This window comes from Aureimonas jatrophae, from assembly GCF_900104035.1.
GTDB lineage: Bacteria > Pseudomonadota > Alphaproteobacteria > Rhizobiales > Rhizobiaceae > Aureimonas > Aureimonas jatrophae.
Genome location: NZ_FNIT01000004.1, coordinates 1 through 12,211, shown reverse-complemented (window position 1 = coordinate 12,211; position 12,211 = coordinate 1). Strand labels below are relative to the sequence as shown.

12 protein-coding genes and 1 pseudogene are annotated in these 12,211 nt (G+C 64.9%); 7 read left to right on the top strand and 6 right to left on the bottom strand.

The genetic code is table 11. The annotated features are described in order from the left end of the window. Window positions 1-77: 77 nt before the first annotated feature. The 3 genes from nikR to BLQ76_RS10045 all read left to right on the top strand — a co-directional run bounded on the left by nikR (window position 78) and on the right by BLQ76_RS10045 (window position 2,410). Window positions 78-488: a nickel-responsive transcriptional regulator NikR gene (gene nikR, locus BLQ76_RS10055; RefSeq protein ID WP_090673320.1), complete on the top strand. Its 411-nt coding sequence runs from the start codon at window positions 78-80 to the stop codon at window positions 486-488. 48 nt (window positions 489-536) lie between these two features. Further along, window positions 537-932, top strand: coding sequence for a hypothetical protein (locus BLQ76_RS10050; RefSeq protein WP_090672780.1), 396 nt, complete (start codon window positions 537-539; stop codon window positions 930-932). A 110-nt stretch (window positions 933-1,042) separates the two neighbouring features. Continuing rightward, on the top strand, window positions 1,043-2,410 hold the full coding sequence (locus BLQ76_RS10045; RefSeq protein ID WP_090672778.1) for a PepSY-associated TM helix domain-containing protein: 1,368 nt from the start codon (window positions 1,043-1,045) through the stop codon (window positions 2,408-2,410). 250 nt (window positions 2,411-2,660) lie between these two features. Here BLQ76_RS10045 and BLQ76_RS10040 read toward each other — a convergent pair whose 3' ends face one another. From BLQ76_RS10040 to BLQ76_RS10030, 3 genes are all read right to left on the bottom strand, one after another. Beyond that, window positions 2,661-4,013 carry a glycoside hydrolase family 5 protein gene (locus BLQ76_RS10040; protein WP_210184163.1) on the bottom strand — a complete coding sequence of 451 codons (1,353 nt, stop codon included), beginning with the start codon at window positions 4,011-4,013 and terminating at the stop codon, window positions 2,661-2,663. A gap of 773 nt (window positions 4,014-4,786) precedes the next feature. Beyond that, window positions 4,787-5,452, bottom strand: coding sequence for a DUF2161 domain-containing phosphodiesterase (locus BLQ76_RS10035; RefSeq protein WP_090672774.1), 666 nt, complete (start codon window positions 5,450-5,452; stop codon window positions 4,787-4,789). Window positions 5,453-5,574: 122 nt separating this feature from the next. After that, complete coding sequence (locus tag BLQ76_RS10030) at window positions 5,575-7,266, bottom strand: flagellin N-terminal helical domain-containing protein (protein WP_090672772.1); 1,692 nt, start codon at window positions 7,264-7,266, stop codon at window positions 5,575-5,577. Window positions 7,267-7,667: 401 nt separating this feature from the next. Here BLQ76_RS10030 and BLQ76_RS10025 point away from each other — a divergent pair. Both BLQ76_RS10025 and BLQ76_RS21695 read left to right on the top strand, forming a co-directional pair. Beyond that, window positions 7,668-8,395 (top strand): annotated as a pseudogene (locus BLQ76_RS10025) (IS5 family transposase). Next, complete coding sequence (locus BLQ76_RS21695) at window positions 8,392-8,838, top strand: hypothetical protein (RefSeq protein ID WP_139183984.1); 447 nt, start codon at window positions 8,392-8,394, stop codon at window positions 8,836-8,838. The pseudogene BLQ76_RS10025 and the gene BLQ76_RS21695 overlap by 4 nt, the downstream one beginning before the upstream one ends. Window positions 8,839-9,316: 478 nt before the next feature. Here the strand turns inward: BLQ76_RS21695 and BLQ76_RS10020 are convergent, their stop codons facing one another. After that, window positions 9,317-9,562: a hypothetical protein gene (locus BLQ76_RS10020; RefSeq protein WP_139183983.1), complete on the bottom strand. Its 246-nt coding sequence runs from the start codon at window positions 9,560-9,562 to the stop codon at window positions 9,317-9,319. A gap of 23 nt (window positions 9,563-9,585) precedes the next feature. Beyond that, window positions 9,586-9,789 carry a hypothetical protein gene (locus BLQ76_RS10015; RefSeq protein WP_090672768.1) on the bottom strand — a complete coding sequence of 68 codons (204 nt, stop codon included), beginning with the start codon at window positions 9,787-9,789 and terminating at the stop codon, window positions 9,586-9,588. Window positions 9,790-10,727: 938 nt separating this feature from the next. On the opposite strand from BLQ76_RS10015, the gene BLQ76_RS21690 reads away from it, so the two are divergent. Together BLQ76_RS21690 and BLQ76_RS10010 are read left to right on the top strand one after the other, a co-directional pair. Further along, the gene (locus tag BLQ76_RS21690; RefSeq protein ID WP_139183982.1) at window positions 10,728-11,138 is read left to right on the top strand and encodes a hypothetical protein; all 411 of its coding nucleotides are present in this window, start codon (window positions 10,728-10,730) and stop codon (window positions 11,136-11,138) included. A gap of 179 nt (window positions 11,139-11,317) precedes the next feature. Beyond that, the gene (locus BLQ76_RS10010; protein ID WP_090672765.1) at window positions 11,318-11,698 is read left to right on the top strand and encodes a hypothetical protein; all 381 of its coding nucleotides are present in this window, start codon (window positions 11,318-11,320) and stop codon (window positions 11,696-11,698) included. A 201-nt stretch (window positions 11,699-11,899) separates the two neighbouring features. On the opposite strand, the gene BLQ76_RS10005 is transcribed toward BLQ76_RS10010, so the two are convergent. Next, window positions 11,900-12,211: integrase core domain-containing protein (locus BLQ76_RS10005; RefSeq protein ID WP_139183981.1), on the bottom strand; the 312-nt coding region annotated here is incomplete at its 5' end.

Sequence of the window (12,211 nt, the reverse complement as noted above, 5' to 3'; positions counted from 1 at the left end):
TCATACTGTCGTCCCGCTGTCCCGATTGCGCTATGCAGTCGGCTGCGGCCGGTGTGCCGGGTTCGCGGGAGGCCGAGATGCAGCGTGTGACCGTGACCCTCGACGACGAGCTCATGGGGGAACTCGATCGGATCATCGCCGAGCGGGGCTACCAGAACCGGTCCGAGGCGATGCGCGACCTGGTGCGGGCGGGATTGAGCGGGGCGAACCGCGAGGGCGACGCCGCGCGGCCCTGCGTGGCGGCGCTCGTCTATACCTACGACCATCGCGCGCGCGACCTGTCGCGCCGCCTGACCGACAGCCACCACGACCATCACGACCTGTCGGTCTCCAGCCTTCATGTTCATCTCGATCGCGACACCTGCCTCGAGGTGTCCGTCCTCAAGGGGACCGGCGGGGACGTTCGGCACTTCGCCGAGCATGTGATCGCCGAGCGGAGCGTCCGGCACGGCCAGCTCGTGGTGATTCCGGAAACCGCCGGGGACTGATCCCGTCAGGGCATCGACAAGGCGGGGCCGGCGTGCGATGCGGCCGGCATGAGGATCTGGCGGGACGTCGTGGGCGACAGGTTGTTGGGGGGCGTCCTGGGCGTCGTCCTGCTTCTGTCGTTCGCCTTCCAGTTGGCCGACGCCAGCCGCGCCGCTGCGGCGGTGATGTCGCCCGGTCCGCTCACGGTCCTCTGCACCTCGTCCGGGGGCGTCGCGCATCGGCCGCTGCGCGAGCACGGCGCGAAACCCTGTCCCTGCGCCGAACTCTGCGCGGCGGGCCTTCACGTCCAGTCAGTCACCGATCCGTCGCAGACCTCCGGCATTCCGATCCGCTTCGCGGACCGCATCGAGATCGCTGCCGACGGTGCGGCGCCGCTGACGTCGCACCCTTCCGGCCGCACCTATGAGGCAAGGGGTCCGCCGCGGCACGACGAACCGACGTGATCCGCCGAGGGCAGCGCCCTCGTTGTTCCGTTGGAGACGTCCCGCACCGCGCCGGAATCCCGTGGGGGACGGCGCGCGCGTCGGCTCGTCCCGCACCGAGACCCCGATCCATGACCGACATCGCCGCATCCATGCGGACGCGCACCCGCACGCTCGCATCCGACACCTATCGCGCGATCTGGCGCTGGCACTTCTACGCCGGGCTGATCGCCGTTCCCTTCCTGATCCTTCTCGCCGTGACGGGGTCACTCTACCTCTTCCGGGACGAGATCGACCGCACCGTCTTCGCCCACCGCACGGTCGTCGAGGCGCAGACCTCGGCGCCCCTGCCGCCGAGCGAACTCGTGGCGCGCGCGCAGGCCGCCTTGCCGGGGGCAACGCTTTCGGCCTTCCGCGACCCCGGCGGGCCGACCGGCTCGGCCCGCATCGGAATGCGGACCGGGGCGGGAACGATCTACGCCTATGTGAACCCCTATACGGGCGAGGTGCTGGGCACCGTCGCGAAGAGCGAGGAGTTCAACGAGGTCGTGCGCAAGCTGCACAGCCTCGAATACGTCGGCGCCTACGCCAACCGCGTGATCGAGGCGATCGCGGGATTTGCCGTCATCCTCGTCGTGTCCGGCCTGTACCTCTGGTGGCCGCGCCGTCAGACGGGCGGCATCGTCAGCGTCCGCGGCACGCCGTCGAAGCGCGTCTTCTGGCGCGACACGCACGCGGTCACCGGCGCGTTCGCGGGTGTCCTGATCGCCTTCCTCGCCCTGTCCGGCCTGCCGTGGTCGAGCGTCTGGGGCGGCCAGCTGACGCAGATCGCGACCGCGACGGGAACGGGTTACCCGGCCGCGCTCTGGGACAACGTCCCGACGTCGGGCGAGCATGCCGAGCACGCGATGGAGACGGTGGGCTGGACGATGGAATCCTCGCCCATGCCGATGTCGCATGGGAGCGCCAAGGAGCCGATCGGCCTCGACCGCGCCGTGGCGGTCGCCCGCGACAAGGGCATGGCGCCGCGCTTCGAGGTGACCCCGCCGGCGGACGGGACCGGCGTCTACACCGCCGCCGTGTTTCCGGACGAGCTCGCCAAGGCCCGGACGATCCATATCGACCAGTACACGGGCGAGCCGATCGTCGACATCGGCTACGCCGACTACGGCTCGCTCGCCAAGCTCACCGAACTCGGCATCAACATCCACATGGGCCAGGAGTTCGGCCTCGCGAACCAGCTCCTGATGCTGGCGACGTGCGTTGCGATCATCCTGTCGTCGGTGGCGGCCCTCGTGATGTGGTTGAAGCGACGGCCCGCGGGGCGCATGGGCGTGCCGCCCTATCCGACGAGCCGCCGCGTCTACGGCGCCCTTTGGGGAATGGCCGTCGTCTTCGGCGTCCTGTTTCCGCTGTCGGGCTTGCTGATCCTTGCGATGGTCGCGGTCGACATCCTCGTCATCCGCAACGTGCCGCCGCTCAGGCGCGCCTTCGCCTGAAGGTGAGGGCCGGGCCGGCGCCGCATGGACGGTGTCCGGCCCTCGCATCCTGTCCGGCCGCCGGGCGCGGACTCGCGGGCCAGCACCCGGCAGACCGCCCCGTTGCTGATGGACGAGCCGAGCGGGGCGCTCTGCCGGGGAACGGAACGGGCTCGCGTCGCAAACCCGTCCACCTCGATATCGCCGCGGTCGATCTGCAACGCACCGACCCAATTCCCGGGCCGGACAGCTGACGGGTCCGCTGGGTCGTCTACGGTTGGCGCGGCGGCAGGACGGTCGGCGACCCGGATGCGGCGCTGGCGGCGGCCAGACGGCCGAGCGTCTCCATCGCGATCGTTTCCGTACCGCCGACGCCCTTCGTTCCGCCGATCGGCGTCAGATCGTTGACGTTGGCGTTTCCCTCGCCGCGCGGCCACATGCCCCAGAGCGTCACCGGCCAGCCGTTGTCCCGGCAGATCAGGAGAAACTGTTCCTGGATGTCCTGCCAGTCCGGCGTGTTCGGGGCTCCGGTCTCCCCCACGAAGGCATGCCGGAAGCCATGGGCGTCCATCCATGTCTTGAAGACGGCGACGTTGCGCGTCATGCGCGACCGGTCGTCGTCCAGGCTGCGCGGCGCCCTCGCCTCCGCTTCCTTGTAGGTCCCGGAATGGTTGGCGTCGAAGTAGAGGTGGGGCGAGAACGCCAGACGCTCCATCGCATCCGCGTCCTTCAGCGTATGAAGATCCGGATTGGCTCGGTCCCAATAGCCAGTCGTCGCGTAGCTGTAGCCTTCGACGATGATCCATTGCGGCGCGCCCGCCTCGCGGATCGCCCGGATGGCCTGCCGCGCGGCTTGCGTCCAGACACGCCCGCCATCCGGGATGGTGTCCCAGGTCTCGCCGGCCACCATCTTCGTCGGTTCGTTCATGATGTCGAAGCCGATGACGGTCGGATCGGACGCGAACTCGGCGGCCATCTTGTGCCAGAAATCCGCAAAGGCCTCGTGCGGTACCTCCGGCGAGCCGATCGCGTATTTCCCGCCGCGCCCGTAGCCCGTGCGCGCCGCCATCGAACCGGCGGCGTCGGGAACCGCCCGGGCGCCGTAGTTCTTGCATTCCAGGACGACCTTGATGCCCCGCGCCTCGGCCTTGGCGACCTGGCTCTTGATCATCTGGAGCGAGTTGCGGTCAGGATCGCGCCGGTTCGAGCCGTAGCCGTCCATCTCCAGGCCGAGCGGGCCGAAGAGGCGGGGTTGGGTATGCTCCCAGAGAAACGGGAGACGGACCAGGCGGATGCCCTTGGACGCCAGGTAGTCCCACTTCCAGTCGAGCGGCCGGATCGGGGCGCCGTCGAGCTGGGCCTTCGAGGGGTCGGGGCGCTCGTACTGGAGGCCGGGCATGTTCACGCCCCACGCGAAACGGGTGGCGAACGTCTCGAAGCTGATCGGAACGGCCGGTTCGTCCGCGGCGTCGGTGGGTCTTGGACGCGCGCCGTTCGCGCCAGGCTCGGCGCCTGGCGCGGCCCACGCCCTCGCAAGCGGCGTGGCGGACAGGAGGAGCGTCAGCGCCGACCGGCGCGTCATAGCTCGACCGGTACCGAACGGAAGGGGAGGAAGAGGAGGCATCGGGGCGACGTCCTGTTTCGTCTCGCAGCGCTTTGGCGATCTACCGCTCGTCGCGCCGAATTCGACCGGGCGACCCGCGTTTGAAGGTCGGGTTGCGCGATCGGACGCGTTGGCACGGGCATGGCCGTCGCCGCGAAGGCACCGGCCGAACCCGCAGGCGACCGTTCGGATCGGGGCGGGCATCCGGCCTGCGAACCGGTCGCGCCGCCGTCGTTCCTGCGGCGCCCGCATCGGATCGGACTTCCCCCATCAATGGGTCCGAAGCATGACGGGGCGGAACTGTGCGCCTGCGTCCAGCTCCAGCTCATGAAGATCTACCAAAGGTGATCGCCGTGGCCGGCGCGAGCAGGGCAGACGAGGGCAGGGGACGACCGCTGCAAGCTTGCAGGCGACGCTCCAACGGAATGCTAGGCGAGTTGATGGCGCCCGGTCCGTCACCGATCGAGAACCTTGTCGGTCTGTTCAGGAAGGCAGAACGCCAAGGCTCGGGAGGGCTCCCCGGCAGCCGACGCGGTTGCCTCTGCTGTGCCCCGGCACAGGGGCGGCCGCACCGGACGTGACACGCTGTTTGCGCCAGGCGGTTGAAGGCCATGCTCGCTGGTATCATCGCGGCAAGCGCTGCGGGTGGGATGGCGCCGGGCGAGCCGGCAGGGCTCGAAGCGGTCACGGAAGGCCCAGCGCAGCGCGGCCGAAACGGCGGATGTCCTGGACCGATTGCCAGCTCGCGATCGAGCGAGTGCGGAGCGCAACGGTTGCCCGGGGACCGACCTCGTCTACGGCCAGCGCGCGAGCGCCTCGTGCCCGGCCGGCGTCAATCCGTAGACGCCGTGCGCCGTTCGCTCGAACCAGCCGTAGACGTTTCGGCGCAGGATGGACGCAGCACCCGGGACGGCCGCTCTCACGTCGCGTGGTCGCTTCGGTCCGTCCGCCAACGCCCGGGCACAGATCAGCGCCTGTTGGCGATAGGCCGTCATGATCGGCGCCCGGGAGCCGCCACCTGCGACCGGATCGCCTTGCCGCCGCCGGTGCTCGTCGAGAAGGCGGGACCGGCGCTTGGGATCCCGGCGCGGCAGGAGCGCGGTGGGGCTAAGAAGAACATGGACCTGATCGTCCGCGCCGACGCCCAGCAAACCGAAGCCGAGGCGCCGGCACAGGTTGCGGAAGCGGGCGTCGCCCTCGCGTCCCTTGCCGCGGGTCGACAGTCGGGCCGCCAGCCAGACCTCGTCGCAGGCCGCGGCCCGGTCCACCCCCTGCAGGACGAGTTCGAGGTTGAAAGCCTGCTTCAACTCGCAGACCACGAGCACCGCCGGTTCGCCCTCGCTGATCCCCAGCAGGTCGCAACCGTCGACCTCGCCCTTCACGGCAAAACCCAGCCCTTCGAGGAAGCGTTTGACGGGCGCGTAGAGCTCGGTTTCCGGTGAACGGGCAACAGGAGGCATGGGGTCGGAACCAAGACGAGGATGGCACTCCCGCTTCCTATAGCGGGTGCATCGCCCTGCCGCAGTCGTTGATCATCAGCTTTTCCGGACGGCGATGCCGTGGCCATCGGGCGACCGGCGTGTCATCGCGAAGGTTGCATGAAGAGCACCAGACCGTTGCGTAGCAGGCTGTTGGTGATCGAGAGCGAGCGTTGCGCCAGCGCCTGCTTCACGCGAAGCGCTTCAAGGCGTGACGACTCCTCCGCCATGTCGGCGTCGACCAGACCGCTGATGCCGCGATCCATCGTATCGCCGAGCATCCGATGGAAGGCGATTTGCATATCGATGCGCGCGGCCACGGCACCCAGCTTGGCGGCCGCGTCCGTAACGGCACGAATGGCGCGATCAACCGTTCGAACCGACCGCCGGATCTGGTCGTCCGATGCGTTCGAGATGTCGATCGCCATGACGGGCGACTCATGCGTCGCTGTGACATCCGTAATCGCAATACGCGTCGGACCGGACGTGGCACGGCTGGCGAAGGTGATCTTGCCGCCGGTGAATTCGACAGCGACATTCGTAACGCCTGCATCCGCCAACGCTTCGCGCAGGATGTCACGGTAGGCGATACCGTCCGCTATGGCGCCATCCTGCCCGGGCCGTACTCGGTCCACAAGCGCGCGATCCACCTTGATGGATTGCGCCGACCGGCCGTCCGCCGCGATCGTGAACGAGAGATTGTCATCGACGCCGAGAGAAAACGAACCGCCAAAGTCGAAGGCAACGCTTGCGGCACGGAACGGAACAGCATCGGTTCCAGGCGTCCCGGCTATAGGATCGCGGACCTCCAACGGGGATGAAAGTTCGCGGTTTTGGCCATTGTTACTATAAACATGAACCTGTCGAATCGCGATCCTCGATATCGAACCAACGAGATTCGACTGGATGGACAGCGATACTCCGTCGGGCGCGATGGTGACCGTGGCGAAGTCAGTCAATGCACTGCCGAGAAAGTTCTTGAACTGTTCGATCGTTACCGTGCTCATCCCATGAAGAGACACGCCGGGCCATGAGTTATGGGGCGTTACATAGGTTTCGTAGCCCGCGCCATTCGGTCGGACGTACTCCATCTCATAGTAGAGCGTGTCGAATCCGTTGATTGAACCGATCGGTGGACGGTACACGACCGTCGCGCCGGTCGCACTTTGCGCGACGACGCCGGTATCGCTTGCCTCTGCGATGCCGTTGGCGGCCAGGTTCGAGGACGCCCCTTTGTCGAAGATGCCACCGCCCGTGACATTGGCATCGAGCAACGCGGCAGTCGCGTAATCGACCTCGATCGTTCCCAGGGTCACGGAACCGGTCTGATCGCGGTTCAGGGAGGCGAGTACGGATTTCGACGCACGGAATTCGGAACTCCCGGAATTCACCGAAAGCCAGTTCTCGCCCAGGAACTCGGACGATTCCGCGATCGTCCGAAGCTGCAGCTTGAGACCCTCGATATCGTTCTGGATCGCGCGTGGATCGGCACCGGGTCGAAGCGCCGTCATGAGCTGGGCCCTGAAGGCATCCAGCACCGGGACCGCTGACTCCAGGCCGAGTTGCGCGGTGCCAACAACCGCTGCGCCTAGGCTCAACGCGCTCTGCACCGCAGACAAGGAGCGGCGGTCCGATCGCATCGCGGTCGAGATCGACCAATAGGCCGCATTGTCCTTCGCTTGCGCGACCCGCAATCCGCTGACCAAGCGACCTTGCGCACGCTCCATCGCCGTGTTCGCCGACTGCAACGCGTTCAGGACATGTCGGCTGGCTAGGAGCATCATCGCCGGATCCATCGGAACACAATCCGCCTACACGGGAGCAAGCCAACCATCGGCTCATCATCGACCTTACGAGACGAGCCTTAAGATCCGGGGCGCGCGGCGTGCGATTTCAACAGATGGTTGCTTGTCGGTGAAGTTGCGCTTCTTGAAGACGCAAGCATCGATCGCACCGCGTCGCGATGCGGGCGGCAGAACCGACAGCCCATGCGGCAGAGCCCCGATTACCGCCAGATCCCCGTGCCGTAGCCGTACCCCATCAACAGCGACGAGCGGCAACATAGGAAATGAGGAAGGGCGTGCCGCGTCGGCTGCGCCGAAGGACCTGACGATGTTCAGCGGAGGGGATCTTTGGGTCAAGGCCCATTGATTGGAGGCGCGCCGATCTGACTGCGATCTCCATCAGGAGACTGCGGATGCACGACCTGTTTTGGCTGGCGGACGAACAGATGGGGCGGTTGCGGCCGTTCTTCCCCGGACGTCACGGCAGGCCACGGGTCGATGATCGGCGCGTGTTGAGCGAGATCGTGGTCATCAACCGCAACGGTCTGCGCTGATGGGGTGCACCAAGGGACGATGAACCCGCAAAGACGCTCACCAACCAGGAGAAGCATCTTGGCTGAGCGGGTGTCGTCCTTCGGATGACGGAAGGACCGGTCGCAGGCGACGCCGATCCCGGGACCGTCATGATCGACGCGACCTGTCTGGAGGCGCACCGCACCGCATCGAGCCTGGCGGTCGTGCAAAGAGCTGAATGAACACCATGCTTCATGCCGTGGCCGATGCCGTTGGTAAGGCCAATTAGCTTCTTTCTGACCGCCAGGCCGGTGAGCGGCGATACCGGCGCGGCAGCGGTTCTGGACGATCTGCCCCAGGCGCATTGGCTGCTCGGTGATTGCGGTACCGACGCCACCGGGTGCCGGGACGCTCTTGCAACGAAGGCATCGAGCCCTGCATTCCAAGACGCCGGTCACGCAACGCGCCCGTCAAGCACGACAAGCGACGCTCTGTCAGCCGTGATCGCATCGAGGTCATGTTCGCGCGGCTGACGGACTGGCGGCGCGTTGCCACTCGCACCGACCGATGCCCAACCGTCTTCTGCTCCGCCATCGCGACCACCGTGCTCTCTGACTCTGATCCATGAGTCCTGAACTCGACGGTCTCCTCTTCGATACCGACGCGCCCCTTCATCTAGCGCGAACAGAACAACGCGCCCTCATTGCCATCCTCAGCCGCGACGACGGAGATGCGTGTGATCCGCTGACGATTGAGGGCTCGGCCTGGCACTTCACTACGAACAGCTGGATCCATGGCAACCTCGTCGATGATCTGCGCGAAGCGATGGAGGCATGGGGCTTCGCAAAGACATCCGAATCTGACGAGAAGGGCGTCTCTGGGGCCGCAGCGGAGCCGCAAACGCCGAGACGACCGTCGTCGGGATCCGGCATCTGCCCGCATCGAACTTGTCATCGCGGATATTTGGCCGAAGACGGCGTGCGCCGGTACACGGAACTGAAGAGGATCGCTTCCAAACCTCCCGCACTCACACACTTACGCACGAAGCGCTTTACGGGCTCGGTGAGATGATCCGATGGTTCCGGACGATTCACAGGGAGATCGGTTGCCGGTTCGAACCGTCGCTGATGGGCTTCGCCGACGAGGCGCGTGAGGCTTCAGGCGATCGAACGGAATGCTGCTCCTCTCTCCCCCGCTATCGCGCCGTTGGCTGAGCGACGGTTGGAAAACCTTGAACGACGATGCTCTGGGAAGAGCGTATGGATCGCGCGCATGGAGGTGATGCGCGGTCATTCCGATGGGTGCGGGAGACGACGCACCTGTTCTACCAACGATGCCAGAGACGCGCTGCGGCAGTCGAAGCCGCCAGACGCCTTCTTGGAGGGTACGACGGCAAGTTCACGAGCGATCAGACTGTCGAGGCCTTCGCTGTGCCGGACATCAATGGCGTGAGCTGTGAGGTGCGCGGGCGATCACCAGATCCATTCGGATCGTCCTGCGCATTGGCGCTTATCGTTGATAGCCGCAAGCTGGAGACAACCTGAAGCGATCAGCTCATCACCAGATCGTAGGTCTTGATGACGGGAACCTCGTCCTCGTTGATCTCGGCTCGCTTCTTGGCCTTGGACAAGGCGTCGAGGCTGAGCCCCTCCGGCATATCGCGGAGTTGTGCCAGGGCTGACTGCGCAACTCGGAATGTACCGCAGGTCGGACATTCGACCTCGATAAAGTCGCCGACGACGCTCTGCGTCGTCGCGGCCTCATCGGTCACAGGGCACCGGTCGGTCGGGGTCATCGATCATCTCCGTCTGGAAACCCTCAGGGCCGAGGGTGTGTGTCGATCCGTTGCATGACCTCATCCGGCGTCTCTAGGACGGCGAAGACCCGTCCCAGACCTTCGCCGAGAGCGCCGGTGAGGCCGATGACGGTCTTGCCCCGCGACAGGGAGACGTAAACGACCTGCTGGGGATTCACGTACAGGGGCGTCTTTCCGTCGTCACGCGTAAGCTTTGCGAATGCCATGCTGCCTCCAATGCGATGGGAATCGAACTACCGGATCGGATCAATATCTGACTCCATCGGTCTGGCGACCTGACCCAGCCATCCAAATAAACCCGGCCAAGTCAGGCCGATCGCGATGGGCGACGGTGACGAGGCCGAACCTTATTCATCCAGGCGCAGCCAGCGAGGAAGCGTTGGGGACGACCAACGCGCGAATTGACCAGAGCCTGTCGAACATCAGCGCGCACCTAACCGAGATCCATCAAGCGCTCGGCGGGCTGTCGGCATCGGTTGCGGTGCTGACGCAGCGGTTCGATAGCCGTCGCCGCAGCGTCGGACCAGAGCACTCCATCACTAGGCAAAAGGACAACTTGGTGAATGGCGCGATTGGATACTCTTATAAATCCATATAACAATTAAAAAACAATCATAAACAATACGTATCATGAAGCGCTACCATAACGGTACGAAGGGTAGGCAAAGGTGCATGATTAAATTTGTGTCTGGTGCATCATTTTGAAAAAGAAGGAATGATGAAGACGACGACAGTCATGGCGCCGCTACGGAATTTTGGTGGGAGCCAACGGCCTGCTAACCGTTTGGCCGTGCGCCATCATCAACGTTGCGATAAGAAAGGGGTCCAATACTCGAAGTCACTTCTCAATACTACGGAGATTTCGATCCATCCGTTGCGGATGAATTCGTGAACGCCCAGATCGAGGGCTATCAGAGCGCAAATTTCAACGGGATCGTGCCAAATGACGACGATACTGGTGGCAACGAGGTGGCCTTTACGATCCCTAGCCCAGCCTAGGTGGTGATCATTGCAGATGGAACCGTCGACCTTAGCTATGGAATGGACCAAGACGTTGACGATTTAGGCAGCCTAAGGGGACGAGACGTTCCTCGATATCTCGATCACCTATAATACCTCGCCCGCACAGCGTCCGACAAGCAAAATGGCGGTTTTCGGAACGACCGACAATAACAATCTCGCTGGAAACACGTCGGGGAATATTACCACTGCCGGCTTTGGCAACGACACGCTGTTCGAAGACCAAGACAACGATACGCTGAACGGTGGCCGGCGCGACAACGTCCTAGTTGGAGGCCTAGGTTCCAACACGTTCGTCTTTGTGCCCGGCCAGGGCAACGACATCGTTACCAACTTCAGCATCGAGGATGGCGACGTGCTCGACCTGCAAAGCGAGATGTACGCGCTGACAACGGCACGCGGCTGTTCGGCGGCGCTTCTGCTGTCCGAGGCGACGTCATCATCCTGCAGGGTGTCACACAGACACAGTTCTCGGACGCCTACGTCGCCTGACGACCGATACAGCCGCCAGCATGATCGAGGTCCGTCCGGCTGACGCTGGGCGGACCTTCTTTTGTGCGGCCGTAGTGGTCCAAGAGACCGAAGATTCCTCACCCAAACAAGTCACGTATCCCCCGGACGGGGGAGGAAACCCGTCGCCGACTATGGCGAGAATGCGCCCGGTCGGGTTGGCCGTATCGTACGTGTCGCTGGCGACTACGCTGAGGGGCTGAGATGACGATCTACCATGCCGCAGCCGCTGTTGCGCTGTGCTTCACGCTGTCCGGCTGCAACGCGACCAACACGGCCGGGCCACCGGCGGGAGCGATGGCCGCCGGCAAGATGGAGAGTCGGCAAGCGTTGGTTAGAACCTGGTCGGGCAGCCTGGCCAGCGGCAAATCCATCCAGTTGCGCATTCCCGAGAGCGGTACGCCCAGCTACCGTTTCGACGGCCAAAACGTGGCCGTGCGATCCGCCAGCATGACCGGTGGTGCGTTGGTAATGGCTGTTGGACGGGGACCGGGCACCGTCACGGTCACGCCAAGCGGCAACGGTCTGGCCTACACATATCGCGACGGAGGCGGTACGGCGCGCACGATGCTCAGCCGCTCCTGACGCGAGAGTTGCCCGCCGCGTTGAGGGGCGTGGCGGGCAGCGATCAGCGGGCATCTGAAGCGCGATCGCATGCTGACCGATCGGGCGAAGCGAGGGTAGAGCTTGCATCGATAGGCGCGGCTACGGCGAGATCAGCATTGCCCGCTTGTGCTTTGAGGGTTAGCCGAGTGGCCTGCCCCGGTTAGGTGGCCCGGTTTCAATCTAATGCATGGTGGGCTTGCAGGCGACGGTAGAGGTGGCCGGCGAAGCAGGTTGGGGTGGCGCAGCCGGCCACGGCACGGTGGCTGGAGCGGGTGGCCGGTAGCCGAGCGAGGAGTGCGGTCGCTTGGTGTTGTAGTGGCAGCGCCAGCTCTCGATGACGATCCGGGCTTCGGCTAGGCTGTAGAAGATCTCGCCGTTGAGGAGTTCGTCGCGGAGCTTGGAGTTGAAGCTTTCGCAATAACCGTTCTCCCAGGGGCTGCCCGGCTCGATGAACGCGGTCCTGGCCCCGACCGCCGCGATCCACTCGCGAAC